We start from the raw sequence: 25,523 nt of genomic DNA, 5'->3' as shown, positions 1-25,523 counted from the left end.
ATGTCCGGAAAAGCGCAACAGCAGTCTCGTATCAAAGAGTTGATCACCCGCGGTCGTGAGCAGGGCTACCTGACTTACGCGGAGGTCAACGACCACCTGCCTGAGGATATTTCAGATCCTGAACAGGTGGAAGACATCATCCGCATGATCAACGACATGGGGATCAACGTATTCGAGAGTGCTCCGGATGCGGATGCCCTTCTGTTGGCGGAAGCCGACACCGACGAAGCCGCGGCCGAAGAAGCCGCAGCAGCGTTGGCGGCCGTTGAAACCGATATCGGCCGCACGACCGACCCAGTGCGCATGTACATGCGTGAAATGGGTACTGTCGAGCTGCTGACCCGCGAAGGCGAGATCGAAATCGCCAAGCGTATCGAGGAAGGCATCCGTGAAGTCATGGGCGCCATCGCTCACTTCCCGGGTACTGTCGACCACATTCTCAGCGAATACGACCGTGTCACCACCGAAGGTGGCCGTCTGTCCGATGTTCTCAGCGGTTATATCGACCCTGATGACAACATCGCTGCCCCGACCGAAGAAGTGCCTGTTCCAGGCGCCAAGGCCGCGGCTGCCAAGGAAGAATCGGACGACGAAGAAGAAAGCGAAGAGAGCGACGATGAGGAAGAGGCCGAAAGCGGTCCGGACCCAGTCGTTGCAGCTCAGCGTTTCGGTGCGGTATCCGACCAGCTTCAGGCGACCCTCAAGGTCGTGAAGAAGAACGGTCGTGCCCACAAGGAAAGCATCGCGGCCCTCCAGGCCCTGGCCGACCTGTTCATGCCGATCAAGCTGGTACCCAAGCAGTTCGAGGTACTGGTCGAGCGCGTGCGTGATGCACTGAGCCGCCTGCGTCAGCAAGAACGCGCCATCATGCAACTGTGCGTTCGTGACGCCCGCATGCCGCGTGCCGACTTCCTGCGCATGTTCCCAAGCAACGAAACCGACCAGACCTGGAGCGGTGACCTGGCCAAGCGTAACACCAAGTGGGCTGCCGCCCTGGGTGAGAAAGACGCTGCTATCGTCGCCTGCCAACAGAAGCTGATCGACCTTGAGACCGAGACTGGCCTGACCGTCGCCGAGATCAAGGAAATCAACCGTCGCATGTCGATCGGTGAAGCCAAGGCCCGCCGCGCCAAGAAAGAAATGGTCGAGGCGAACCTGCGTCTGGTGATCTCCATCGCCAAGAAGTACACCAACCGTGGCTTGCAGTTCCTCGATCTGATCCAGGAAGGCAACATCGGCTTGATGAAAGCGGTGGACAAGTTCGAGTACCGTCGCGGCTACAAGTTCTCGACTTATGCCACCTGGTGGATTCGCCAGGCGATCACCCGCTCGATCGCCGACCAGGCGCGCACCATCCGTATTCCGGTGCACATGATCGAGACGATCAACAAGCTCAACCGTATTTCCCGGCAGATGTTGCAGGAAATGGGTCGTGAACCGACCCCGGAAGAGCTGGGCGAGCGCATGGAAATGCCTGAGGACAAGATCCGCAAGGTACTGAAGATCGCCAAAGAGCCGATCTCCATGGAAACTCCGATCGGTGACGACGAAGATTCGCACCTGGGCGACTTCATCGAGGACTCGACCATGCAGTCCCCGATCGACGTGGCCACGGTCGAAAGCCTCAAGGAAGCCACCCGTGACGTGCTCTCGGGCCTGACCGCCCGCGAAGCCAAAGTGCTGCGCATGCGCTTCGGCATCGACATGAACACCGACCACACCCTCGAAGAGGTAGGCAAGCAGTTTGACGTGACCCGTGAACGGATCCGTCAGATCGAAGCGAAGGCGTTGCGCAAATTGCGCCACCCGACTCGCAGCGAGCATCTGCGCTCCTTCCTCGACGAGTGATGACAAACCCCGGCCCAGGCCGGGGTTTTTCTTTTGCGGCCACGGCTGCAACACAATGCCTGATTTCTACCCCACATCCCGCGCAATGCCCGTCTACACTCGACGTCAGACACTCTGATCGCGAGGCCGCTATGCCCCTGATGCCGGCCATCCTGTTGCTGCTCCTTATTCTGTGGAACACAACGGCCGGCGCCCTGACCCTGACAGACGAGGAGAAAGCCTGGCTGGCTGCTCATCCGCAGTTGAGCTTGGGCGTAGACGCCTCATGGCCACCGTTCGAGTTTCGCGACCAGGAGGGCCGGTACCAGGGATTGGCCGCCGACTACATCGCCATGATCCAGGAACGCCTGGGTGTGACGCTCAAACCGGTCGAGCCAAAGAGCTGGACCGAGGTATTGGCGCAGGCGCGCAATAGCCAGCTCGACCTGCTTCCCGGCATCATGTCGACCCCCGAACGCCAGGGCTATCTGGCCTTCACCCGCCCCTACCTCGACTTCCCCATTGTCATCCTGGCCCACAAAGGCGGTGCGCAACCACGCTCACTAAAGGACCTTTACGGCCTGAAGATCGCGGTGGTCGAGAACTACGCACCACACGAACTGCTGCGCACCCACCACCCGGACCTCAACCTGGCGGCCATGCCCAATGTCAGTTCGGCGCTGCAGGCGCTGGCCACCGACGAAGTCGACGCCGTGGTGGGCGACCTCGCTTCGAGCATCTGGAGCTTGCGTCAGCTCAAGCTCGACGGCCTCTACGTCAGCGGCGAAACACCCTACCGCTACCAATTGGCCATGGCCGCACCACGGGACAAGAAAATCCTGGTAGGCATTCTCGACAAAGTCATGGCCGACATGAGCAGCGCCGAAGTCAGCCATATTCAACAACGCTGGGTCGGCAACGTGGTGGACCAGCGTCTGTTCTGGTCCGACATGCTGGTCTATGGCCTGCCTGCGGTGCTGTTGCTGGTGGCGATTCTCGCCGTGGTCATCCGCATCAATCGCCGGCTCAGCTCGGAAATTTCCCGGCGCATCGCCCTCGAACAAGAGCTGCGCAGCAGCGAGTATCACTACCGCGGCCTGGTTGAAAGCCTGTCAGCAATCGCCTGGGAGGCGGACGCCAACGATTTTAACTACAGCTATGTCTCGCCCCATGCCGAAGACCTGCTCGGCTATCCTCTGCACGACTGGCTCAAGCCCGGCTTCTGGCGCAGCATCCTGCACCCCGAGGATGCGCTCTGGGCCCAGGCCTACTGCGACAGTGAAACCGCCGCCGGGCGTGATCACAGCCTTGATTACCGGGTAATCCGCGCCGATGGCCAACCCCTCTGGGTGCGCAACATCGTCAGCATGATCGAGCACGGCCACCGGTCGGTGATGCGCGGGCTGATGATCGACATCAGCGAAACCAAACGCACCGAAGATGCCCTGCGCCTGTCGGAACAGAAGTTTGCCTCGGTGTTCCAGCAATGCCCGGACATCCTGCTGATCGCCCGCCACAGCGACGGCTGCCTGCTGGAAGTCAACGAAGCCTTCGAAGAGCAGATCGGCCTGACGCCAGGCCAAGTAATCGGCCGCACCGCCACCGAGCTGAACTTGTGGGCCGTGGAAGGCACCGGGCCACGGCTGCTCGAACGCCTGCACCAAGGCGGCATCCGCAACCTGGAAATGAGCTTCCGGCGCAGCAATGGCCAGTTGTTCACAGGGCTGACCTCGGCAGAAACGTTCGAGCTCGATGGCACCCCGGCACTGGTGGTGGCCGTGCGTGACATCAGCCAGCTCAAGGAAACCCAGGAGCAACTGCAGACCTCGGAAGAGAAGTTCGCCAAGGCGTTCCATGCATCGCCGGACGGCCTGTTGCTGTCGCGCCAGAGTGACGGGCTGCTGATCGAAGTCAACGAGGGCTTCTGCCGCCTCACCGGTTACGACCTGAACCCGAGTATCGACCAGACCTCGCTGGACCTTGGCATCTGGGTTGACCTCAACGAACGCAAACGGCTGGTCGAGCAGCTCAAGCAGGATGGTTTCGTGCGCGACTTCAGTTGCCACATCCGCCGCAGCGATGGGCAAATCCGCCTCTGCGAACTGTCTGCCCGGCCCCTGCCGATAGGCGGTGTCGACTGCATGCTGACCATCGCCCGCGATATCACCGAGCGCCACCTGATGCAGGAAAAACTGCAACTGGCCGCCACGGTGTTCGAGAACACCGCCGAGGGCGTGCTGATCACCGATATCGACCAGCGCATCAGCGCGGTCAACCGCGCGTTCAGCGAAATCACGGGCTACGGCGAGATCGAAGCGCTCGGCCAAACCCCACGCCTGCTCGCCTCCGGCCAGCACGACAGTGCCTTCTATGCCGCCATGTGGCACCAGCTGACCGACGAAGGCCATTGGCAGGGCGAGATCTACAACAAACGCAAGAATGGTGAGCTCTACCCCAGTTGGCTGACCATCAGCGCGGTGCGCAACAGCGAGTACGAGATCACGCACTTCGTTGCCGTGTTCGCCGACATTTCCAGCCTCAAGCACGCCCAGGCCAAGCTTGACTACCAGGCACACCACGACCCACTCACCGGCCTGCCCAACCGTGCTCTGTTCGAGAACCGCCTGCAGGCCGTGCTCACCTGCGCCCAAGTCTCGAATCGCCAGGGCGCGGTGCTGTTCCTCGACCTCGACCGCTTCAAGCACATCAACGACAGCCTGGGGCACCCGGTCGGCGATCTGTTGCTCAAGGGCATCGCCCAGCGCCTTAAAGAGCAGGTGCGCGACGTCGACACCGTGGCCCGCCTGGGCGGTGACGAATTCATCATCCTCCTGCCCGGCCTGCACAGGCCCAGTGACGCCAACAGCATCGCCGGCAAACTGCTGGCGTGCTTCAGCGCGCCCTTCCAGGCCGGCGAGCACGAGTTTTTCACCAGTGCCAGCATCGGCATCAGCCTGTACCCGCAGGATGGCAGCGACGTCTCCACGCTGATCCGCAATGCCGACGCCGCCATGTATCGCTCCAAGGCCAAAGGCCGCAACCGCGTCGAAGCCTACACCCGCGACCTCACCGCTCAGGCCAGCGAACGCATCGCGCTTGAACATGAGTTGCGCCGCGCCGTCGAACGCAACGAGATGAGCCTGTGCTTCCAACCCAAACTCAGCCTCAAGACTCAAAGCCTGGTCGGCGCCGAAGCGCTTATCCGCTGGAGCCACCCGACCTTCGGCGAAGTGCCGCCAGAGCACTTCATCCACCTCGCGGAAGAAAACGGCACCATCCTTCAGTTGGGTGACTGGGTGCTGGAGCAGGCATGCCAGCAGATGCACATCTGGAAAACCCACTACGAGGTGTTTGGCCCACTGTCGATCAACCTGGCCGGCGCCCAGCTACGCCACCCCCACCTGGCACGGCGCATTGAGCAGTTGCTCAAGACCTATCAGCTCAAGGCGGGCGACCTGCAGTTGGAGATCACCGAAAACTTCATCATGAGCCAAGCCGAGGAAGCCCTGGCCGTGCTGCACCAACTGAAAAAACTGGGCGTGCAACTGGCCATCGACGACTTCGGCACCGGCTATTCGTCCCTCAGCTACCTCAAACGCCTGCCGCTGGACATCCTCAAGATCGACAAGTCATTCATCCGTGGCCTGCCCGAAGACCCCCACGACGCCGCCATCGCCCGCGCGATCATCGCCCTTGGCCGCAGCATGCAGCTGACGATCATTGCCGAAGGCGTGGAGAACCAGGCCCAGCAACGCTTCCTGGCCGCCGAGGGCTGCGAACAGATCCAGGGCTACATCGTCAGCCTGCCCCTGCCGCCGGAGGAGTTCGCAGCGGCGTTTCTTCGTATAGCACTATCCGATCTTTCGGATGGCACCCTTTCAAAACCCTCGTTATAATCCGGCCACTTACTGAGGGCCTATAGCTCAGTTGGTTAGAGCAGAGGACTCATAATCCTTTGGTCCACGGTTCGAGTCCGTGTGGGCCCACCAAATACGACAAAGCCGCGCATTAGCGCGGCTTTTTTGTGCCTGTTGCCCAGCGCAAAAATACAGCTCCCTAGCTCGCCCGAGGCTGCATCTCAACCTGCCGCGTGTTGTAAAACGTGGTCCCCGCCGGAATATCCCGCATCACCAGCGACATCGCACCAATCACCACGTCATCGCCAATGCTGATCCGGTCCGCCACGATGCAGCTGTTGGCGCCCACGCTGACGTTATCGCCAATGCGCAACGCATACGCCTCCAACCCAAGGGTCTTGATGCCGATCGAGCAATTCTGCCGGATGAAAAAGTTACGCCCGATGCTCACGTGACGGGTAATCACCACGCCAGGAAGGTGGGCAATGCGCAGCCCTGGGGCGATTTGAGCGCCGATGTCGATGTCCACGGCGTACTTCAGATTGAGCCGTTGCTGCATGCGCTTGGCGTGGCACTGGGCCAGGCCGCCTCGTGCGTCGAGGTACTGGGCCAGGCGAAAAGCAAAGAGAAAGCGCAGCTTGTTGTCCTTGCGGGCGCGGCGCAGCACGTTGAACAGCAGGCTGATGCGGCGTCCGGGCTTTTTCTTGTTGGAGACTTCCAGTCGCCAGCATTCGAGCAGGTTTGCGAGGTTCACGGCACGAGTCCAGTACGGTCGGTTTGTCATGATGCCGAAAGAAAGCCCGCGACGCAGCCTTGCCCTGGCTGCCATTGGCTGGCTAGGCTAGCGGGCCCACTGTAGAGACTTGCCATGTCGGATGCCCGCCCCATCACGCTGGATGAAATCGATCGCCAGCTGATCGCCCTGCTGCAAATCAATGCCCGCGAGAGCGTTGCCACCCTCGCCCGCCTGCTGGGTATCGCACGTACCACGGTCAACTCGCGGCTGGAGCGGCTGGAGAAGAACAAGGTGATCTCAGGCTACGGCGTACGCCTGGGCCAACACGTGATGGGCGGTGGCTTGCAGGCGTATGTCGGGATCAAGGTGCAGCCCCGTTCCGGTAAGGAGGTGGTGCGGCGTCTGAGTGCCATGGGGCAGGTGCAGCAACTGTGCGCGGTGAGTGGTGAGTTCGATTATGTGGCTTGGCTGCGCACCGACTCGCCGGAACAACTGGACCAGTTGCTTGATCAGATCGGCAGTGTCGACGGGGTCGAGAAGACCACCACGTCGATCATTCTGAGCAGCAAGGTGGACCGCGGGCAGCCGCTCTGACGCGAGGGGCACGAGGTGCCTGGCTTGCATTTTGTGGCCCGTCCCGCCGGTTTCGTCAAAAACAACCAATAGCTGATCATTTCGACTAAAAAACATACATTAAGACAACACTCTGCACCTTAATTACGAATACTTCACTCCCTAAAATGACCCCCAGCCATCTCCTATACTCAGGCTCCGCTCTCCGCGCAGCCCCTCTGGCAAGGTCACTTCATGAACAACAAGAACCGCCACCCCGCCGACGGCAAAAAGCCCATCACCATCTTCGGCCCGGACTTCCCCTTCGCCTTCGACGACTGGCTGGAACACCCCGCTGGCCTGGGTAGCATCCCCGCCGAGCGCCATGGCGAGGAAGTGGCGATCGTCGGTGCCGGTATCGCCGGCCTGGTGGCGGCTTACGAGCTGATGAAGCTGGGCCTCAAGCCCGTGGTCTACGAAGCGTCGAAGCTGGGCGGCCGGCTGCGCTCGCAAGCCTTCAACGGCACCGACGGGATCATCGCCGAGCTGGGTGGCATGCGCTTTCCGGTCTCTTCAACGGCCTTCTACCACTATGTGGATAAGTTGGGCCTGGAAACCAAGCCCTTTCCCAACCCGCTGACCCCTGCCTCCGGCAGCACGGTGATCGACCTGGAAGGCCAGACCTACTACGCCGAAAAGGCCGCCGACCTGCCCGACCTGTTCCACGAAGTGGCCGACGCCTGGGCCGACGCCCTGGAAAGCGGCGCGCAATTTGCCGATATCCAGCAGGCGATTCGCGACCGTGACGTGCCGCGCCTCAAGGCGCTGTGGAACGAACTGGTGCCGTTGTGGGACGACCGCACGTTCTACGATTTCGTCGCCACCTCGCGCTCGTTCGCCAAGTTGAGCTTCCAGCACCGGGAGGTGTTCGGCCAGGTCGGCTTCGGCACCGGCGGCTGGGACTCGGACTTCCCCAACTCGATGCTGGAAATCTTCCGCGTGGTAATGACCAACTGCGACGATCACCAGCACTTGGTCGTAGGCGGCGTCGAGCAGGTGCCACAAGGCATCTGGCGTCATGTACCGGAACGCTGCGCCCATTGGCCGCAAGGCACCAGCCTCAGCTCGCTGCACGGGGGCGCGCCGCGCACCGGGGTCAAGCGCATCGCCCGCGCCGCCGATGGCCGCATCGCGGTTACCGACAATTGGGGCGACACCCGCCAATACGCCGCCGTGCTTGCAACGTGCCAGACCTGGCTGCTGACCACGCAGATCGACTGCGAAGAGTCGCTGTTCTCGCAGAAGATGTGGATGGCCCTGGACCGTACCCGCTACATGCAATCGTCGAAAACCTTCGTCATGGTCGACCGCCCGTTCTGGAAGGACAAGGACCCGCAAACCGGCCGCGACCTGATGAGCATGACCCTCACCGATCGCCTGACCCGGGGAACCTACCTGTTCGACAACGGTGACGACAAACCAGGGGTGATCTGCCTGTCCTACGCGTGGATGAGCGATGCGTTGAAGATGCTCCCGCACCCCGTCGAAAAGCGCGTGCAACTGGCCCTCGACGCACTGAAGAAAATCTACCCGAAGACCGATATCGCCGGGCACATCATCGGCGACCCGATCACCATTTCCTGGGAGGCCGACCCGCACTTCCTCGGCGCCTTCAAGGGCGCGCTGCCGGGCCATTACCGCTACAACCAGCGCATGTACGCGCACTTCATGCAACAGGACATGCCCGCCGAACAGCGCGGCATGTTCATCGCCGGTGACGATGTGTCGTGGACGCCAGCCTGGGTGGAAGGCGCGGTGCAGACCTCGCTCAATGCCGTGTGGGGTATCATGAATCACTTCGGTGGCCAGACCCACCCGGAAAACCCAGGCCCAGGCGATGTGTTCGACGAAATCGGCCCGATCGCGCTGGCCGACTAAGAAAAGGAGGCGCCATGCGCATCGCTCTGTTCCAGGGCGCGCCCAACCCACTGGACGTGCCCGGCAATCTGCAACGGCTGCAGCACCAGGCCCAACTGGCGGCTGAGCGCGGCGCTCGACTGCTGGTGTGCCCGGAGATGTTCCTGACCGGCTACAACATTGGCCTGGCCCAGGTCGAGCGCCTGGCCGAGCCCAGCGATGGCCCTGCGGCCATGGACGTGGTGGAGATCGCCCAAGCCCATCGCATCGCCATCGCCTATGGCTACCCGGAGCGGGGCGATGACGGCGCGTTCTACAACAGCGTGCAACTGATCGACGCCCACGGTCGCAGCCTGTGCAACTACCGCAAGACGCACTTGTTCGGTGAGCTGGACCGCTCGATGTTCAGCGCAGGCCCCGATCATTTCCCGGTTGTGGAACTGGAGGGCTGGAAGGTCGGCATGCTGATCTGCTACGACATCGAGTTCCCGGAGAACGCCCGGCGCCTGGCGCTGGATGGCGCTGAACTGATCCTGGTACCGACGGCGAACATGACGCCTTACGATTTCATCTGCCAGGTGACGGTGCGAGCACGGGCGCAGGAGAACCAGTGCTACCTGGTGTACGCCAACTATTGCGGGGCCGAGGAAGACATCCAGTACTGTGGGCAAAGCAGCATCATCGGCCCGGACGGTAGCCTGCTGGCCATGGCCGGGCGGGATGAGTGCCAATTGCTGGCAGAGCTTGAGCGTGAGCAGGTGGTACAAGGTCGCAAGGCGTTTCCCTACCTCACCGATTTGCGCCAGGAGTTGCATGTGCGCAAGGGTTTGTAGGAGCGGCAAGGGTTATGGCAGTGCAAATGCGCTAGCATGAACGCCTACCCGGAGCTCCCATGCCTGACGCCACGCACCACGTAGCCCTCGCCAACGGCCTGCAGCTGACCCTGCGCCATGCCCCACGCCTCAAGCGTGCGGCGGCCGCGTTGCGGGTGCATGCAGGCAGCCATGATGCCCCGGCAAAATGGCCGGGGATGGCGCATTTTCTCGAACACCTGTTCTTCCTGGGCACAACGCGCTTCCCACTGGAAGACGGCCTGATGCGTTATGTGCAGTCCCTTGGCGGCCAGGTCAACGCCAGCACCCGTGAGCGCACCACCGACTTTTTCTTTGAAGTCCCCCCAGCGGCCTTGGCCGGAGGGCTGGAGCGCCTGTGCCAGATGCTGGCCGAACCCGACCTTGGCATCGAGCGCCAGCGCCGGGAGCGTGAGGTGATTCATGCCGAATTCATCGCATGGTCGCGTAACGCGCAGGCACAACAGCAATTCGCCTTGCTGCAATCGGCTGCGCCTCAGCATCCGCTGAGCGGCTTTCATGCGGGCAATCGGTTTACCCTTGCCCTGCAGGACCCGGCGTTCCAACAGGCACTCGGGCTGTTTCACCAACGCTTCTACCAAGGCGGGCAGATCACCCTGAGCCTGTGCGGCCCACAACCTTTGGAAGCGCTGGAGCGCCTGGGCCGACAGTTCGGCAGCCTGTTCCCGACTGGTGGCCGTGTCGCGCAGGCATTGCCGCCGCCACTGCTGGCCGTCGAACAGCCGCTCACGTTCGCCCACGAACGCCTACCAGAGGGGGCCGAGCAGGCACTGGGATTGCTGATCGATCTGCTCGATGACAGCCGCCCGGGCGGATGGCTGGGCGCACTTCGCCAACGCGGTTGGCTGCAGAGGTGCAAAGCCGAACCGCTGTATGCGTTCGCCGGGCAGATGCTCTGGCACATCGACCTGCAGCTCGGTACCGATGCATGTAAAGATGAGGCTATCGCATTGCTGCACGGCTGGTTTGGTTTTATCCGTCAGACCGACCTTGCGCAACTCAATGCCCAATTCGGGCAACTGCAGCGCAGCCGCGAGTGGGCCGCAAGCCCCCTGGAGCTGGCACGGCGGGACAGCTCAGGCCAGCCTTTCGCAGCACTCGACGAGCAAGGCCTGAACGCACTGAAAGCGCTGCTCGCCAGCCTTCCCGGCGGTGAACAGGGCCACTGGCAGATACCCGTCGCAGACCCTCTGCTGACAGCCGAATCAAGCCCCACGCAGGCGCCGCTCCCCGAAGCGCTGGCCCTCAGCGACTTGCTCCCCGCAGCACGCCAGTACGCCGCCCTCTCTCTACGCTGGCACCTGCCCTCGCGTCTGCGTCGTGGGTTTTTCCCGATCCTTTGCCGGGCGCTGCGCCCCTTGCAAGAACGTGCCGAACGCGCCGCATTGCACTTACAGTTCAGCGAAGCTGGCGAGTACTGGCAGCTACGTTGTGCTGGCCAACCGTCAGCGGTCATCCACGCCGTCGATGAAGCCCTGGCGATACTCAACGCGCCCTCACCCGACAGTTGGCAAGCCCAGCCGAGCCCAGAGCCCGCGCTGATCCCGATCAGAGCCCTGCTCAAACAACTGCCTGATGCCATTCTTGCCAGCAACCCCGAACCGCTACCGCCTTGCACACTTGACCAGCAACGGCTTGATCAGGTGTTGCAGAATGCCCGCTGGCAAGGCCTGGCACTGGGCTTTGAAAACACCGCCCCCCTTGGCAGCGTGCTGAGCAACTGCCCAGGGCAAGCCGCCGCCGCGACTGCGCTGCCCCTGTGGAAGGGCCGTCGATGGGTTGACGCAGGCGTCGCCGGCAGCGAAAACGCCCTGTTGCTGTTCTGCCCTGTTCCGGCCAACCAGCACGCCAGCGGCCGCCTGCTCGCCCACCTGTTGCAGGGGCCGGTGTATCAACGCCTGCGGGTAGAACTGCAACTGGGTTACGCCGTTTTCAGCGCCTTCCGTCAGATTGAAGGCTGTGGTGGCCTGCTGTTTGGCGTGCAATCGCCCCATGCCAGCCACGCCGATATTCTCGCTCACCTGCAGCCTTTGCTAAGCCAAGGCGTGGTACTGGACAGCACGGCCCAGCACGCCTTGGCCGAACAGTTCGTCGAGCCTGCCATGGCCAATGCCGAAGTGGCCGAATGGGCGTGGCAGACATACCTGGCGACACAACCCGACAGGCTGACTGACCTGCACAGGTCTATCCTGATGACTCGGCAAGCGGATCTGGACGCGCTGCTCGGCAGCCTTCTAGGCCCTGATGCCCCCTGGCTCTGCCTGGCCAATGCCGCAGCGCCAGACCCATCATGGCAGTGAGCAAAACGAGGATTGTTACGTGAACTGCAAGGGCACTTTTCGAATAATTAACCTTTCGGTACAAGTTTTTCTTGTAAGATAGCGCAATCTCAGTCAAGGGAACCTCCGCCGCACGGCGGTACCCAATCAAGTAACTGACCAACCCAACCCTGTTCGGAAGGAGTCATCCCATGTGGACCAAACCTGCATACACTGATCTGCGTATCGGCTTCGAAGTCACCATGTACTTCGCCAACCGCTAAGCCCTGCTTACGGTTCGACGCCTCGGCCCGCCGGGGCGTTTGTGTTTTTCGAATACGGTTTTCCGGTAGAGAGTGGCCATGTACATCCAGATTCTCGGTTCTGCCGCTGGCGGCGGCTTCCCCCAGTGGAACTGCAACTGCGTCAACTGCAAGGGCTACCGCGACGGCAGCTTGCGGGCCACGGCGCGCACACAGTCGTCCATCGCACTGTCTGACGACGGCGAGCACTGGATCCTGTGCAATGCCTCGCCCGACATCCGCGCCCAGCTCCAGGCCTTCGCGCCGATGCAGCCGGCCCGCGCCCTGCGCGATACCGGCATCAATGCCATCGTCCTGCTCGACAGCCAGATCGACCACACCACCGGCCTGCTCAGCCTGCGCGAAGGCTGCCCGCATCAGGTCTGGTGCACCGACATGGTCCACCAAGACCTGACCACCGGCTTTCCGCTGTTCACCATGCTCAGCCACTGGAACGGTGGCCTGCAATGGAACCGCATCGAACTGGAAGGCAGCTTCGTCATCGACGCCTGCCCCAACCTCAGGTTCACGCCCTTCCCGCTGCGCAGCGCCGCACCGCCCTATTCGCCGCACCGCTTCGACCCACACCCGGGCGACAACCTGGGCCTGCTGGTCGAGGACACCGCTACCGGCGGCAAACTGTTCTACGCCCCAGGCCTGGGCCAGGTCGACGACAAGCTGCTGACCATGATGCACGGCGCTGATTGCCTGCTGGTCGATGGCACCCTGTGGGAAGACGATGAAATGCAGCGCCGTGGTGTCGGCACCCGTACCGGTCGCGAAATGGGCCACCTGGCGCAGAACGGCCCAGGCGGCATGCTCGAAGTGCTCGATGGCTTCCCGCGCCAGCGCAAGGTACTTATCCACATCAACAACACCAACCCGATCCTCGATGAAGATTCGCCAGAGCGGGCCGAGGTCCAGCGTCGGGGCGTCGAAGTCGCCTTCGATGGCATGAGCATCGAGCTTTAAGGAGGCCTGATGAGCGACCCATTGCCGATGTCCCCTGCCGAATTCGAGCAGGCCCTGCGCGCCAAAGGCGCCTACTACCACATTCATCACCCGTATCACGTGGCGATGTACCAGGGCCGCGCCACCCGCGAGCAAATCCAGGGCTGGGTAGCCAACCGCTTCTACTACCAGGTCAACATCCCGATGAAGGATGCCGCGATCCTGGCCAACTGCCCGGACCGCGAAGTACGCCGCGAGTGGATCCAGCGCCTGCTCGACCATGATGGTGCACCTGGCGAAGACGGTGGCATCGAAGCCTGGCTGCGCCTTGGCCAGGCCGTGGGCCTGGACCCCGATCAACTGCGTTCCCAAGAGCTGGTGCTGCCCGGCGTGCGTTTTGCGGTCGATGCCTACGTCAACTTCGCCCGCCGCGCCAGCTGGCAAGAGGCGGCCAGCAGCTCGCTGACCGAGCTGTTCGCCCCGCAGATCCACCAGTCGCGGCTGGACAGCTGGCCACAGCACTACCCCTGGATCGACCCCACCGGCTACGAATACTTCCGCACTCGCCTGGGCCAGGCCCGGCGTGATGTCGAGCACGGGCTGGCGATCACCTTGCAGCACTACACCACCCGCGCGGGCCAGGAGCGTATGCTGGAGATCCTGCAGTTCAAGCTGGATATCCTCTGGAGCATGCTCGATGCCATGAGCATGGCCTACGAGCTGAACCGCCCACCTTATCATTCGGTCACCCAGGAACGGGTCTGGCACAAGGGGATCGCCCTATGAGTTTCGATCGCAAGCAGGTGCCGAACTGGCGCCCCGGCTACCGCTTCCAGTACGAGCCGGCCCAGAAAGGCCATGTGTTGCTGTACCCCGAAGGCATGATCAAGCTCAACGAAAGCGCCGCGCTGATCGGCGGCCTAATTGATGGCCAGCGCGACGTCGCGGCGATCATTGCCGAACTTGCGCGGCAGTTCCCCGATGTACCGGAAGTTGCCGACGACATTGAGCAGTTCATGGAGGTGGCCCGTGGCGAACACTGGATCGTCCTCACCTGAGTTGCCGGCCACGCCCGAGGTCGGCTTGCCGTTGTGGCTGCTGGCCGAGCTGACCTACCGTTGCCCGCTGCAATGCCCGTATTGCTCCAACCCGCTGGATTTTGCAGAGCAGGGCAAGGAGCTGAGCACCGCGCAGTGGTTCAAGGTGATGGCCGAAGCGCGCGAAATGGGCGCCGCACAAATCGGCTTTTCCGGTGGCGAACCGCTGGTGCGCCAGGACCTCGCCGAACTGATCGGCGAGGCCCGTCGGCTGGGCTACTACACCAACCTGATCACCTCCGGCATCGGCCTCACCGAAGCCCGCATCGCCGAGTTCAAAAAAGCTGGCCTGGACCACATCCAGATCAGCTTCCAGGCCAGTGACGAGCAGGTGAACAACCTGCTGGCCGGCTCGAAGAAGGCCTTCGCGCAGAAGCTGGAGATGGCCCGTGCCGTAAAGGCCCACGGCTACCCGATGGTGCTCAACTTCGTTACCCATCGGCACAACATCGACAAGACCGACCGCATCATCGAGCTGTGCATCGCGCTCGAAGCCGACTTCGTCGAGCTCGCCACCTGCCAGTTCTATGGCTGGGCGCACCTCAACCGCTTGGGCCTGCTGCCGACCCAGGCGCAGCTGGAGCGGGCCGAGCGCATCACCAACGAGTACCGCGACAAGCTCAAGGCCGAAGGCAACCCCTGCAAGCTGATCTTCGTCACCCCGGACTACTACGAAGAGCGCCCAAAGGCCTGCATGAATGGCTGGGGCAACCTGTTCCTGACCATCACCCCGGACGGCACCGCCCTGCCCTGCCACGGCGCCCGCCAGCTGCCGGTGCAGTTCCCCAACGTGCGTGACCACGACCTGCACCACATCTGGTACGACTCGTTCGGTTTCAACCGCTTCCGCGGTTACCAATGGATGCCTGAGCCTTGCCGCTCCTGCGACGAGAAAGAAAAGGACTTCGGCGGCTGCCGTTGCCAGGCGTTCATGCTCACTGGCGATGCCAGCAACGCCGACCCGGTGTGCGCAAAATCGGCTGACCACGGCATCATCCTCAAGGCCCGCGAGGAGGCAGAAACCGCCCAACTCGCCATTGAACAGATGACCTTCCGCAATGAACGAAACTCCCGTGTCATCGCCCGCGGCTGATTTCAGCGCGGCCCAGGCAGTCGCCGCAGGCACCGACTTCGCCGAGCTCAAGGTCGACCCGACCGGGTTGTTCTGGAACGAGTTTCGCCCAGCCGACGGTGCTTGCCGAATCTGGCACTGGCACCAGCACCAGGCCCAGTGCCTGACACCGGATGGCTTCAGCGTGCGCAGCCGGGTGTACGAATACGGGGGCGGCAGCTTCTGTATCGGCGGTGACGGGGTGGTCTTCGTCAACGAAAAGGATCAACAGGTTTACACCCAAGGGCTGGATGGCGAGATGCCGCGCCCGCTTACCCAGGCCGACGACTGCCGCTACGGCGATGTGCAATGGCATGACGGCCAGGTGCTGGCGGTCGAAGAATGTCATGGGCAAACCGTGGAGCATCGCCTCATCGCCCTGGGCGAAGGCGCCCGCCAGGTGCTGGCAGAAGGTGCCGACTTCTACGCATCACCCACCTTGAGCAACGACGGTCAGCGCCTGGCCTGGGTCGAATGGGACCGCCCGGCGCAGCCTTGGACACACACTCGCCTGATGCTTCGCGAGCGTGACAGCAGCGGCGCTTGGGGGGCTGCGCGTTGCCTGGCAGGCGTGGAAGAATCCTTGCAGCAACCGCGCTTCGACGAAGACGGCCAATTGTATTGCCTGTCGGATCGCAACGGCTTCTGGCAACCCTGGGGCGAAATCGACGGGCACTGGCAAGCCCTGCCCGCCGAAGCCGCCGACCACGCTGCAGCGCCCTGGCAACTTGGCACCTGCACGTGGCTGGCCCTGGGGCCGCAACGCTATGTGGCCAGCTGGTTCGTGGACGGTTTTGCCCAGTTGGGGCTGCGCACCGCCGACCAACCGGTAGAGCGCTTCGCCAGCGCCTACACGCGCTTTCGCAGCCTGGCCATGGATGCCGAGCAGCTCTATGCCATCGCCGCATCACCCATCAGCCCACCGGCAGTCATTGCCATCGACCGTAGCAATCATGAGGTACGGGTGCTGGCCGGTGGTGCCGAGGTGCTACCCGCCGAATCCATCAGCCAGCCGCACGCTATCCGCTACGCCAGCGGCAACGGCATCGCCCATGGTTTCTTCTACCCGGCCATGAACGTTGGCGCGTCCGCCCCCCTGGTGGTGTTTATCCATGGCGGGCCGACCTCGGCGTGCTACCCGGTACTCGACCCACGCATCCAGTACTGGACCCAACGAGGCTTCGCCGTCGCTGACCTCAACTACCGGGGTAGCACAGGCTATGGGCGCGACTATCGCCAGGCACTGCACCTACGTTGGGGCGAGAGCGATGTCGAGGATGCCTGCGCGGTTGTCGCGCACCTGGCGGATCAGGGGCTGATCGACCCGAGCAAAGCCTTTATTCGGGGCGGCAGCGCGGGGGGATACACCACGCTGTGTGCCCTGGCATTCCATGACGTGTTCCGGGCTGGGGCCAGCCTTTACGGCGTCAGTGACCCCATCGCCCTGGGCCGCGCCACGCACAAGTTCGAAGGGGATTACCTGGACTGGTTGATCGGCGACCCGCTACAGGACGCCGAACGCTATCGCGCCCGCACGCCACTGCTGCATGCAGCGCAGATCAAGGTGCCGGTGATTTTCTTCCAGGGTGAGCTGGATGCGGTGGTGGTGCCGGAACAGACACGCCTGATGCTCGATGCACTCAAGGCAAATGGCATCGATGCGCAAGGGCACTTCTATGCGGGGGAGCGGCACGGGTTCCGCAAGGCCCAGAACCTGGCGCATGCGTTGGAAGAAGAATGGAAGTTCTATTGCCGGGTGTTGGGGCAGTAAAGCCAAGGGGGCCGCGTTGCGGCCCCGATGTTGTCAGCGCTTGGCGATGATATACACCGCGTGCACGATCCCCGGAATGTACCCCAATAGCGTCAGCAGGATATTCAGCCAGAACGCCCCGGCGAACCCCACCTGCAGAAATACCCCAAGCGGCGGCAGCAAGATGGCGATGATGATGCGAATGAAGTCCATGCAAGTCTCTCCTGAAGGGGTTTCAACAGAGACTAGCCGCGCATCGTAGAGGTTCCACACGCCCCCAATGCCAGGCAAAAAAAACGCCCCTGACCAAATGAAACAGGCCAGGGGCGATGCGCAGGAACGCCAGACGGTTCGTTGAATTCGGTTACGCCGGCATTTCGCGGCGGGCCTGCTGCTGTGCATGCAGGCGGGCAAAGGCGCGGGCCAGGCGCAGGAGCATTTCGTCGATGTTGCCCTTGCTCACGGTCAGCGCCGGCGAGAAGCGCACCACATCGGCCTGCGGTGCGTTAAGCAGCAGGCCTTCGTGCAAGGCTGCCTTTACCAAGTCCTGGGCAACGCGCTCTTGCAATTGCAAGGCCCATAGCAACCCTTGGCCACGGACCTCGCCTTGGCCATAACGCCCAGCCAAGCGGCTAAGGCCTTCGCGCAGGTGGCGGCCGTTGTCCTGCACCTGCTCGAAGAAACCAGGCTCCAGCACGGTGTCCAGCACGGCCAGGCCTGCCGCGCTCATCAGCGCGTTGCCATGGTGGCTGCCTTCCAGCTCACCGGGCTCGGCGCAGCAAGCGCTGCCACGGGCCAGCAAGGCGGCCAGCGGCACACCACCACCCAGGCCCTTGCCCAGGGTGATGATGTCGGCACGCACACCGTAGGTCTGCTCGGCAAGCAATGCGCCACAACGGCCGATGCCGGTCTGCACTTCATCCAGAATCAGCAAGATGCCCAGCTCGCGGCACAGCTTCTCGACCCCTTTGAGGTACGCCTGCGTGGCCGGAATAACCCCCGCCTCGCCCTGGATCGGCTCAAGCATGATCGCCACGGTGCGTGAATCTACTTCGGCATGCAGCGCCGCCAGGTCATTGAACGGCACCTTGCTGAAGCCCGGTAGGCCGGGCTCGCAGCGATTGCACGGCAGCGGGTCGGAGGCCGACAGCGCGCCCAGGCTGCGGCCATGACAAGCCTGGCTGGCGGTGATGATGTGATAGGCGCCGTTGCGGTGCAGTTGGCCCCATTTGCGCGCCAGCTTGATTGCCCCTTCGCAGGCTTCGGCGCCGCTGTTGAGCAGGTAGGCCTGGTCGCTGCCGGTGCTTTGGCAGAGGCGCTCGACCAGGGCCAGCAGGGCACGGCTGTGGTAACCCGCACCCGGATTGATCAGCGCCTGGGCCTGGCTACCCAGCGCCTTGACCAGCACGCTGGGGCTGTGGCCCAGGCTGTTCACCGCGCCCCCCTGGGTGAAGTCAAGGAAGGCATGGCCCTCGCTGTCCCACAACCACGACCCCTGGCCGCGCACGAAAACCTGCGAAGCACGTTCGGTACTCGGCATCAGGCGCTCACGGGACAACTGCGGCGCATCCGCAACGATCACCGGCGCACGCTCGGCCTCGGCGACGGCGGCAGTAGCCGAGCGGCGCAGGTTGAACAGGTTCATCAGGGCTCCAACCAATCACGGTAAAGGGCGGCCAACGTGCGGTCTTGATGCCAGCACTTGATATTCAGCCTTGCCTATCAAAAGTGTTTTTCATTCCAGGTAACAATCGGCTGATTAACCGCTGTAACCCACTGGAATACGGCGATAGACTAGGCTTCGCGAAGGTTTTCGACCATTCCGTTTTTCCAGCATTTTCGATAAGTGTTACTTATGGATTTCCGCCAACTGCGTTATTTCGTCGCGGTGTACGAAGAAGGCCATGTGGGCCGCGCCGCCGAGCGTCTGTCACTGTCCCAACCGGCGCTTTCCCAGCAGATCCGCCAACTGGAACACAGCCTCGACCTGAGCCTGTTCGAACGTAGCAACAAGCGCCTGCTGCCGACCTTGGCCGCCCACACCCTGTACAACCATGCCCTGCCGCTACTCGATGGCCTGCAGCGGGCCCATGAGGCCATGCGCAACTTCAAGGGCCAGTCCCTGCGCACCTTGGCCATCGGCGTGCTGCAGACCGTGCGGCCCAGCCTGGTGCCGCAGTTGCTCGAACGCTTGCGCAGGGCGCAGCCGCATCTCGTCGTGCAGATCTACGAATTGTCGGGGCTGGAAATCGAACGGCGCCTGCTCAATGGCAGCCTGGACATCGGCATCAGCTACCTGCCGCCGCGCCAACCTGGCCTGCATGGCCTGCTGTTGTACGAAGATGAACTGCAGCTGGTCATCCCCGATACCCACCCCTTGAAGGATTTCAAGAAGGTATCGATCCGCCAGGCCGCCGAGCTGCCCATGCTGATGCTGGGCGAGGAGTTCCAGATTCGCCAGATCTGGCAGGCGCAACTGGCCAGCCAGGGCCGTCGGCCACAGGTTCAGGCAGAGATGAATAACATGGCGGGGATTCTCGACAGCCTGGCGCACACGGCGCTGGCCACCATTCTGCCGGGTCGGGCCAAGGATGCGGCCGAGGATGACCAGGGTCTGCTGTGGAAGCCGCTGAGCGAGCCGCGAGTACCGCTCAAGGTTGGCCTGGTGTTCCGCGATGCGCAGCGCCAGCAAGCGTCGGTCGAGCTGCTGCGTACGTTGCTGGAAGAAGAGACAGACGCGCGCCAACTGGGGGGCTCGCCGCTGGATGTGCTCGGCTGACAAAACACGCGCACAAAGAAAACCCCGCCGAAGCGGGGTTTCCCAGACTGTTTCCCTGTGACATCCGTATCGTCCCGCCATCCTGGCAGGTGGTCCTTCGTCGTCATCCTTGATCTGTCCTTTGCGCTTCCTGCGCAACGTCCATGTGGTAAAGATTACACGTGGATCCAATCTGAGAACAGTGGTGAAAAGTCACCACGTCGTGTAGGAGAAAGCTTACAAAGGCGACTCATTGCTAGTCATACAGGCAATGGGGGCGGTGCTGTCCCTGTGGGAGCGGCCTTGCGCCGCGAAAGGGCCGCAACGCGGCCCCGGCGTCCTCAGAACTGCTCAGCGTCCAGCAGGTACAACGACTCACTCCCCGCCTTCACCGACGCCACCAACGACTGCACCCGCGGCAGCAGGCGCGCGAAGTAGAACCGCGCCGTCCCCAGCTTGCCCGAATAGAATGCTTCATCACCCTCGCCGGCCTTGGCAGCCCGAGCCATCAACGCCCACATGTAGCCATAGGCAACGTAACCAAAGGCATGCAGGTACTCGACCGAGGCTGCGCCAATTTCATTGGGGTTGCCCTTGGCCTGCTCCAGTACCCACTCGGTCAGCCCGTCCAGTTGGTCGAGGTAAGCGCCCAGCGGCTTGGCGAACTCGTCCAGGTCACTGCCAGCACTGGCGATAAACCCACGGATTTCGTCCGAGAACAGCCTGTAGTACGCACCACCACTGGCAACCACCTTGCGCCCCACCAGGTCGAGGGCCTGGATGCCGTTGGTGCCTTCGTAGATCTGCGTGATGCGCACATCACGCACCAATTGCTCCTGCCCCCATTCGCGAATGTAGCCATGCCCACCGAACACCTGCTGACCATGCACGGTGCACTCCAGGCCAAGGTCGGTGAGGAAGGCCTTGGCCACCGGGGTCAACAGCGCCACCAGCTCTTCGCTGCGCTTGCGCGTGGTCGCGTCTTCGCTGTACTTGGCACTGTCGAGCTGCATCGCCACGTAGCTTGAGAAGGCGCGGCCACCTTCGATCAAGCCTTTCATGGTCAACAGCATGCGGCGCACGTCGGGGTGGACGATGATCGGGTCGGCGGCCTTGTCCTTGGCGTGCGGGCCGGTCGGGGCACGGCTCTGCAGGCGGTCGCGGGCGTATTCCACGGCGTTCTGGTAGGAACGTTCGGCCGAGGCCAGGCCCTGGATGCCTACACCCAGGCGCTCGTAGTTCATCATGGTGAACATGGCCGCCAGGCCCTTGTTGGGCTCACCGACGATGTACCCGACCGCTTCGTCGAAGTTCATCACACAGGTGGCCGAAGCCTGGATGCCCATCTTGTGTTCGATCGAGCCACAGGTGGCCGGGTTACGCGCGCCCAGGCTGCCGTCGTCATTGACCAGGAACTTAGGCACCAGGAACAACGAAATGCCTTTAGGCCCGGCTGGCGCGTCAGGCAGCTTGGCCAGCACCAGGTGGATGATGTTCTCGGTCAGGTCGTGTTCGCCACCGGTGATGAAGATCTTGGTGCCACTGACCTTGTAGCTGCCGTCGGCCTGGGGTTCTGCTTTGGTGCGGATGATGCCCAGGTCGGTACCGGCATGGGGCTCGGTCAGGCACATGGAGCCGGCCCACACACCGGCGTACATGTTGGGCAGGTACTTTGCCTTGAGCGCTTCACTGGCGTGGGCATTGATCGACAGGCAAGCGCCAGCGGTCAGCATCGGGTACAGGCCGAAGGCCAGGCTCGACGCGTTGACCATTTCTTCGACCTGGGCCGAGATGACCTTGGGCATACCCATGCCACCGAACAGCGGGTCACCGCCAACGCCCACCCAGCCGCCTTGGGCATAGGTGTTGTAGGCCTCGATAAAGCCGGCCGGCGTGCGCACCGCGCCGCTGTCCCAGTGGCAGCCTTCTTCGTCGGCAGCGCGGCTGAGCGGGGCGATGGTTCTGGCGGTCACCTTGCAGGCCTCTTCCAGCACGGCCAGGGCGGTCTCGGCATCGACCACTTCGGCCAGCGCGGGCAACTGCGCCCATTGCTCGGTCACGTTGAAGACTTCATTCAAAACGAAGCGCATGTCGCGCAGGGGCGCTTTATAGTCGGCCATGACAACCTCTCGCTAGTAGGGTCGGGGCGGTCTCGGAGAACCGCGACACTGGGTTGTTGGCAGTGTAACCGAACAACTTTTACGAGACATAGGGTCATCACTAGACCGCATAGTCATTTACAGTCACGCACTACAAGGCGCCCAAAAATGCAAAAACCCGCCTGCCGATGAAGGCAGGCGGGTTTTTGGGCAAGTGGTGGATCAGTAAGAAAGACCGAAGTGCTCTTCATCCATTGCCATCAGGTTCCCAGCACCCGACAGCATCGTCGCCACGTGGGTACGGGTACGCGGCAGGATGCGCTGGAAGTAGAAGCGCGCGGTCTGCAGCTTGGCGGTGTAGAACGCCTCTTCTGCGGTACCGGCAGCCAGCTTCTCGGCCGCCAGGCGGGCGATGTCAGCCCAGAAGTAGGCCAGGCAGGCGTAACCGGAATACATCAGGTAATCGACAGAAGCGGCACCCACTTCTTCGCGGTCTTTCATGGCAGCCATACCGACCTTCATGGTCAGCTCGCCCCATTCCTTGTTGATGGCCGCCAAAGGCTCGACGAACTCTTTGACCGCAGCGTTGCCTTCCTGCGCCTGGCAGAACTTGTGCACGATCTTGGTAAAGCCCTTCAGCGCTTCGCCTTGGGTCATCAGTACCTTGCGGCCGAGCAGGTCGAGGGCCTGGATGCCGGTAGTGCCTTCGTACAGCATGGAAATACGGCTGTCGCGCACGTTCTGCTCCATGCCCCACTCGGCGATGAAGCCATGGCCACCGTAGATCTGCACGCCATGGTTGGCGGCTTCGAAGCCGACTTCGGTCATGAAGGCTTTGGCGATCGGGGTCATGAAGGCCAGCAGGGCGTCGGCTTTTTTGCGCTCTTCCTCGTCCTGGCTGTACTTGACGATGTCCACCTGCTTGGCAGTGAAGTAGACCATGGCGCGGTTGCCTTCGGCGAAGGCCTTCATGGTCAGCAGCATGCGGCGCACGTCTGGGTGGACGATGATCGGGTCGGCAGCCTTTTCAGGCGCTTTAGGGCCAGTCAGCGAACGCATCTGCAGGCGCTCACGGGCGTACTTCAGGCCACCCTGGAAGGCCACTTCGGCGTGGGCCAGGCCCTGCAGCGCGGTGCCCAGGCGAGCGGTGTTCATGAAGGTGAACATGCAGTTCAGGCCTTTGTTGGCCGGGCCGATCAGGTAGCCGGTAGCACCGTCGAAGTTCATCACGCAGGTGGCGTTACCGTGGATGCCCATCTTGTGCTCGATCGAGCCGCAGGTCACCGCGTTGCGCTCACCGGCAGCGCCTTCGGCGTTGGGCAGGAACTTGGGCACGATGAACAGCGAGATGCCTTTGGTGCCGGCCGGTGCATCGGGCAGGCGGGCCAGGACGATATGGACGATGTTGTCGGCCATGTCGTGCTCGCCAGCAGAAATGAAGATCTTGGTGCCAGACACCTTGTACGAACCGTCAGCCTGCGGCTCAGCCTTGGTGCGCAGCATGCCCAGGTCGGTGCCGCAGTGCGGCTCGGTCAGGCACATGGTGCCGGTCCACTCACCGGAGACCAGCTTGGTCAGGTAGGTCTCTTGCTGCTCGGGCGTGCCGTGCTCGGAGATGGTGTTCATGGCGCCATGGGACAAGCCAGGGTACATGCCCCACGACCAGTTCGACTCACCGACCATCTCGCTCAGGGCCAGGCCCAGCGACTCTGGCAGGCCTTGGCCGCCGTGGGCCACATCATGGGCCAGGCTCGGCCAGCCACCCTCGACGAACTGCTCGTAAGCTGCCTTGAAACCGGTCGGCGTCTTCACACCCGACTCGCTCCAGGTGCAGCCTTCCTGATCGCCAACACGGTTCAGCGGGGCCAGTACCTGCTCACAGAATTTCGCGCCTTCTTCGAGGATCGCGTCGACCATGTCGGGCGTGGCGTCCTGGCAACCCGGCAGGCTCTGATAATGCGCTTCGTAGCCGAGCAGTTCGTCGCGAACGAAACGGATATCACGCAAGGGGGCTTTGTAGTCAGGCATTGCGATGAACCTCTGTGATGAGTTCGGGGGGTGATCGGTACTACCGAGAAGCGCTTGGCGGCCTTCGATCAAACAGTTGTTTGAAACTTACGTTTAGCACGGCCGGATGTCAAGGAGGGACGATAGTGCCATTTGCGCCACGAAAAATGGCGTTTACGCCACCCTGCTTTTCAAGTCGACAAAAACACCTGTGGGAGCGGGCTCGCCCGCGAATAGGCCTGCCCAAATAACAGAAGTGTCTGGGCAGACGCATTCGCGGGCAAGCCCGCTCCCATAAGGTTGGACGGGTGCGTTAGGCGAGAAGCCTGGAATCAGGCGTAGGTGTCGATGAACCGGCCGAGCATTTCGTCGGATGCCTTGACCACCTTCGCACCAAGCTCGACTTCATGTTTGCCCAGTGCCAATTGCACGGTACTGGTCGCCAGGTCCATCTGCTGGCTGCGATCGACAGCGCGCAGGCGTTCTGCCTGAAAGTCGCTCGACTGGCTGGTGGCGGTGCGCTCGGCGGTGTTGTTGGCGATCTGGCTGGCGGCTTGATCGACGCGGTTCTGGCCGGTGTGGATTGCGCTCAGGCCCGCGTAGTAGGCGGAGCTACCGGTGATTTCCATGTCAGGACTCCATTGACGCTGGATGACGAACAGGCCTAATTAAAGCAGCCGACGGCAGAAAAGGCCCGTAAAAATCGTTAATAGCATAGTGCCAGTCAATAGACAGCGCCGGTTAGTCCAGCAAATCCAGCTGCAAATGCTCAGCCACCATATCGGCACTCGCCAACTTCAACTTCGGTACCCGGCCCAGGCAAGGCGCCGGCAACCGCTCAGCGAGGCTGGCCAGGTTCTCTTCGAGGCGCGACGTGCGCGGCTCGATAATGTTCGCCACCCAGCCCGCCAGTTGCAGCCCATCGCGGGCAATCGCTTCGGCGCTGAGCAAGGCATGGTTGATACAGCCCAGGCGCACCCCCACCACCAGGATTACCGGCAGTTGCAGGGCAATGGCCAGGTCGGACAGGTTGGCCTGGCCCGACAGCGGCACACGCCAGCCACCGGCGCCTTCGATCAGCGTGAAGTCGGCGTTTTGCTGCAGTACGTTACGCATCGCCGCCAGCAGCTCGGGCACACCCAGCGTGACGCCCGCCTCGCGTGCGGCGACATGCGGCGCAATCGCAGGCTCGAAGGCGAACGGGTTGACCTGTTCGTACGGCAATTTGATGGTGCTTTCATCGATCAGCGCCTGCGCATCGCTGTTGCGCAGCCCCTTTGGCGTTACCGTGCAACCTGACGCCACCGGCTTGGCGCCCAATGTGCTCATGCCCTGCAATCGCGCCGCATGCAGCAGGCCGGCGGCAATGGTGGTCTTGCCGACGTCGGTATCGGTACCGGCAATGAAGTAGGCCTGGCTCATCTGACTC

The 25,523-nt window shown here is 62.5% G+C and carries 20 protein-coding genes and 1 tRNA gene; 14 read left to right on the top strand and 7 right to left on the bottom strand.

What is annotated here, in order from left to right; translation table 11 throughout:
- The 3 genes from rpoD (at position 1) to ACSSU5_RS12705 (ending at position 5,816) form a co-directional block, all read left to right on the top strand.
- Positions 1 to 1,848 carry an RNA polymerase sigma factor RpoD gene (gene rpoD, locus ACSSU5_RS12715; protein ID WP_264310573.1) on the top strand — a complete coding sequence of 616 codons (1,848 nt, stop codon included), beginning with the start codon at positions 1 to 3 and terminating at the stop codon, positions 1,846 to 1,848.
- A 131-nt stretch (positions 1,849 to 1,979) separates the two neighbouring features.
- Positions 1,980 to 5,723 (top strand): EAL domain-containing protein, encoded by a 3,744-nt coding sequence (locus ACSSU5_RS12710; RefSeq protein WP_492561276.1) that lies wholly within the window; start codon positions 1,980 to 1,982, stop codon positions 5,721 to 5,723.
- 16 nt (positions 5,724 to 5,739) lie between these two features.
- Positions 5,740 to 5,816, top strand: a tRNA-Ile gene (locus tag ACSSU5_RS12705).
- A 67-nt stretch (positions 5,817 to 5,883) separates the two neighbouring features.
- Here ACSSU5_RS12705 and ACSSU5_RS12700 read toward each other — a convergent pair.
- Positions 5,884 to 6,438 (bottom strand): serine acetyltransferase, encoded by a 555-nt coding sequence (locus ACSSU5_RS12700; RefSeq protein ID WP_492561275.1) that lies wholly within the window; start codon positions 6,436 to 6,438, stop codon positions 5,884 to 5,886.
- A 114-nt stretch (positions 6,439 to 6,552) separates the two neighbouring features.
- Between ACSSU5_RS12700 and ACSSU5_RS12695 the strand changes: the two genes are divergently transcribed.
- The 10 genes from ACSSU5_RS12695 to ACSSU5_RS12650 all read left to right on the top strand — a co-directional run bounded on the left by ACSSU5_RS12695 (position 6,553) and on the right by ACSSU5_RS12650 (position 17,251).
- The gene (locus ACSSU5_RS12695) at positions 6,553 to 7,014 is read left to right on the top strand and encodes an Lrp/AsnC family transcriptional regulator (protein ID WP_264310585.1); all 462 of its coding nucleotides are present in this window, start codon (positions 6,553 to 6,555) and stop codon (positions 7,012 to 7,014) included.
- Positions 7,015 to 7,227: 213 nt separating this feature from the next.
- Positions 7,228 to 8,910: a flavin monoamine oxidase family protein gene (locus ACSSU5_RS12690; RefSeq protein ID WP_264310586.1), complete on the top strand. Its 1,683-nt coding sequence runs from the start codon at positions 7,228 to 7,230 to the stop codon at positions 8,908 to 8,910.
- A gap of 14 nt (positions 8,911 to 8,924) precedes the next feature.
- Positions 8,925 to 9,722 (top strand): carbon-nitrogen hydrolase family protein, encoded by a 798-nt coding sequence (locus ACSSU5_RS12685; protein ID WP_492561274.1) that lies wholly within the window; start codon positions 8,925 to 8,927, stop codon positions 9,720 to 9,722.
- Positions 9,723 to 9,781: 59 nt separating this feature from the next.
- Complete coding sequence (gene pqqF, locus ACSSU5_RS12680; RefSeq protein WP_492561273.1) at positions 9,782 to 12,061, top strand: pyrroloquinoline quinone biosynthesis protein PqqF; 2,280 nt, start codon at positions 9,782 to 9,784, stop codon at positions 12,059 to 12,061.
- Positions 12,062 to 12,231: 170 nt separating this feature from the next.
- Positions 12,232 to 12,303, top strand: a complete 72-nt coding sequence (gene pqqA, locus ACSSU5_RS12675; protein WP_003243383.1) for a pyrroloquinoline quinone precursor peptide PqqA — start codon at positions 12,232 to 12,234, stop codon at positions 12,301 to 12,303.
- A 78-nt stretch (positions 12,304 to 12,381) separates the two neighbouring features.
- The gene (gene pqqB, locus ACSSU5_RS12670) at positions 12,382 to 13,293 is read left to right on the top strand and encodes a pyrroloquinoline quinone biosynthesis protein PqqB (RefSeq protein ID WP_264310589.1); all 912 of its coding nucleotides are present in this window, start codon (positions 12,382 to 12,384) and stop codon (positions 13,291 to 13,293) included.
- Between the two features lie 9 nt (positions 13,294 to 13,302).
- Positions 13,303 to 14,058, top strand: coding sequence for a pyrroloquinoline-quinone synthase PqqC (gene pqqC, locus ACSSU5_RS12665; RefSeq protein ID WP_492561272.1), 756 nt, complete (start codon positions 13,303 to 13,305; stop codon positions 14,056 to 14,058).
- Positions 14,055 to 14,330 carry a pyrroloquinoline quinone biosynthesis peptide chaperone PqqD gene (pqqD, locus tag ACSSU5_RS12660; protein WP_264310591.1) on the top strand — a complete coding sequence of 92 codons (276 nt, stop codon included), beginning with the start codon at positions 14,055 to 14,057 and terminating at the stop codon, positions 14,328 to 14,330. Before pqqC ends, pqqD begins: the two co-directional genes overlap by 4 nt.
- Positions 14,302 to 15,462: a pyrroloquinoline quinone biosynthesis protein PqqE gene (gene pqqE / locus ACSSU5_RS12655; RefSeq protein ID WP_264310592.1), complete on the top strand. Its 1,161-nt coding sequence runs from the start codon at positions 14,302 to 14,304 to the stop codon at positions 15,460 to 15,462. The genes pqqD and pqqE overlap by 29 nt, the downstream gene beginning before the upstream one ends.
- Positions 15,428 to 17,251 (top strand): S9 family peptidase, encoded by a 1,824-nt coding sequence (locus ACSSU5_RS12650; RefSeq protein ID WP_492561271.1) that lies wholly within the window; start codon positions 15,428 to 15,430, stop codon positions 17,249 to 17,251. The genes pqqE and ACSSU5_RS12650 overlap by 35 nt, the downstream gene beginning before the upstream one ends.
- A 33-nt stretch (positions 17,252 to 17,284) precedes the next feature.
- Here the strand turns inward: ACSSU5_RS12650 and ACSSU5_RS12645 are convergent, their stop codons facing one another.
- Both ACSSU5_RS12645 and ACSSU5_RS12640 read right to left on the bottom strand, forming a co-directional pair.
- Positions 17,285 to 17,443 carry a YqaE/Pmp3 family membrane protein gene (locus ACSSU5_RS12645; protein ID WP_033727371.1) on the bottom strand — a complete coding sequence of 53 codons (159 nt, stop codon included), beginning with the start codon at positions 17,441 to 17,443 and terminating at the stop codon, positions 17,285 to 17,287.
- Positions 17,444 to 17,594: 151 nt separating this feature from the next.
- Positions 17,595 to 18,875 (bottom strand): aspartate aminotransferase family protein, encoded by a 1,281-nt coding sequence (locus tag ACSSU5_RS12640; RefSeq protein WP_264310594.1) that lies wholly within the window; start codon positions 18,873 to 18,875, stop codon positions 17,595 to 17,597.
- Between the two features lie 210 nt (positions 18,876 to 19,085).
- On the opposite strand from ACSSU5_RS12640, the gene ACSSU5_RS12635 reads away from it, so the two are divergent.
- On the top strand, positions 19,086 to 20,009 hold the full coding sequence (locus tag ACSSU5_RS12635) for a LysR family transcriptional regulator (RefSeq protein ID WP_264310595.1): 924 nt from the start codon (positions 19,086 to 19,088) through the stop codon (positions 20,007 to 20,009).
- A 320-nt stretch (positions 20,010 to 20,329) separates the two neighbouring features.
- On the opposite strand, the gene ACSSU5_RS12630 is transcribed toward ACSSU5_RS12635, so the two are convergent.
- The 4 genes from ACSSU5_RS12630 to bioD all read right to left on the bottom strand — a co-directional run bounded on the left by ACSSU5_RS12630 (position 20,330) and on the right by bioD (position 25,516).
- On the bottom strand, positions 20,330 to 22,108 hold the full coding sequence (locus ACSSU5_RS12630; RefSeq protein WP_492561270.1) for an acyl-CoA dehydrogenase C-terminal domain-containing protein: 1,779 nt from the start codon (positions 22,106 to 22,108) through the stop codon (positions 20,330 to 20,332).
- Between the two features lie 201 nt (positions 22,109 to 22,309).
- Positions 22,310 to 24,115 (bottom strand): phenylacyl-CoA dehydrogenase, encoded by a 1,806-nt coding sequence (locus ACSSU5_RS12625; protein WP_264310597.1) that lies wholly within the window; start codon positions 24,113 to 24,115, stop codon positions 22,310 to 22,312.
- Between the two features lie 311 nt (positions 24,116 to 24,426).
- Positions 24,427 to 24,723, bottom strand: coding sequence for a pyrroloquinoline quinone biosynthesis protein PqqE (locus tag ACSSU5_RS12620; RefSeq protein ID WP_264310598.1), 297 nt, complete (start codon positions 24,721 to 24,723; stop codon positions 24,427 to 24,429).
- Positions 24,724 to 24,835: 112 nt separating this feature from the next.
- Complete coding sequence (gene bioD / locus ACSSU5_RS12615) at positions 24,836 to 25,516, bottom strand: dethiobiotin synthase (RefSeq protein WP_492561269.1); 681 nt, start codon at positions 25,514 to 25,516, stop codon at positions 24,836 to 24,838.
- Positions 25,517 to 25,523 lie beyond the last annotated feature (7 nt).

This window comes from Pseudomonas sp. E1MeOHC2, assembly GCF_058745025.1.
Note: the sequence above shows the minus strand (reverse complement) of the source record. Positions and strands in the feature narration are given on the sequence as shown.

Coding starts and splice junctions, on each gene's coding strand:
- bioD (WP_492561269.1), bottom strand. CDS start 25,516: ATGAGCCAGGCCTACTTCATTGCCGGTACCGATACCGACGTCGGCAAG.
- pqqD (WP_264310591.1), top strand. CDS start 14,055: ATGAGTTTCGATCGCAAGCAGGTGCCGAACTGGCGCCCCGGCTACCGC.
- ACSSU5_RS12685 (WP_492561274.1), top strand. CDS start 8,925: ATGCGCATCGCTCTGTTCCAGGGCGCGCCCAACCCACTGGACGTGCCC.
- ACSSU5_RS12690 (WP_264310586.1), top strand. CDS start 7,228: ATGAACAACAAGAACCGCCACCCCGCCGACGGCAAAAAGCCCATCACC.
- ACSSU5_RS12620 (WP_264310598.1), bottom strand. CDS start 24,723: ATGGAAATCACCGGTAGCTCCGCCTACTACGCGGGCCTGAGCGCAATC.
- ACSSU5_RS12650 (WP_492561271.1), top strand. CDS start 15,428: ATGAACGAAACTCCCGTGTCATCGCCCGCGGCTGATTTCAGCGCGGCC.
- ACSSU5_RS12625 (WP_264310597.1), bottom strand. CDS start 24,115: ATGCCTGACTACAAAGCCCCCTTGCGTGATATCCGTTTCGTTCGCGAC.
- ACSSU5_RS12635 (WP_264310595.1), top strand. CDS start 19,086: ATGGATTTCCGCCAACTGCGTTATTTCGTCGCGGTGTACGAAGAAGGC.
- pqqB (WP_264310589.1), top strand. CDS start 12,382: ATGTACATCCAGATTCTCGGTTCTGCCGCTGGCGGCGGCTTCCCCCAG.
- rpoD (WP_264310573.1), top strand. CDS start 1: ATGTCCGGAAAAGCGCAACAGCAGTCTCGTATCAAAGAGTTGATCACC.
- pqqC (WP_492561272.1), top strand. CDS start 13,303: ATGAGCGACCCATTGCCGATGTCCCCTGCCGAATTCGAGCAGGCCCTG.
- ACSSU5_RS12645 (WP_033727371.1), bottom strand. CDS start 17,443: ATGGACTTCATTCGCATCATCATCGCCATCTTGCTGCCGCCGCTTGGG.
- pqqF (WP_492561273.1), top strand. CDS start 9,782: ATGCCTGACGCCACGCACCACGTAGCCCTCGCCAACGGCCTGCAGCTG.
- ACSSU5_RS12640 (WP_264310594.1), bottom strand. CDS start 18,875: ATGAACCTGTTCAACCTGCGCCGCTCGGCTACTGCCGCCGTCGCCGAG.
- ACSSU5_RS12710 (WP_492561276.1), top strand. CDS start 1,980: ATGCCCCTGATGCCGGCCATCCTGTTGCTGCTCCTTATTCTGTGGAAC.
- ACSSU5_RS12695 (WP_264310585.1), top strand. CDS start 6,553: ATGTCGGATGCCCGCCCCATCACGCTGGATGAAATCGATCGCCAGCTG.
- ACSSU5_RS12630 (WP_492561270.1), bottom strand. CDS start 22,108: ATGGCCGACTATAAAGCGCCCCTGCGCGACATGCGCTTCGTTTTGAAT.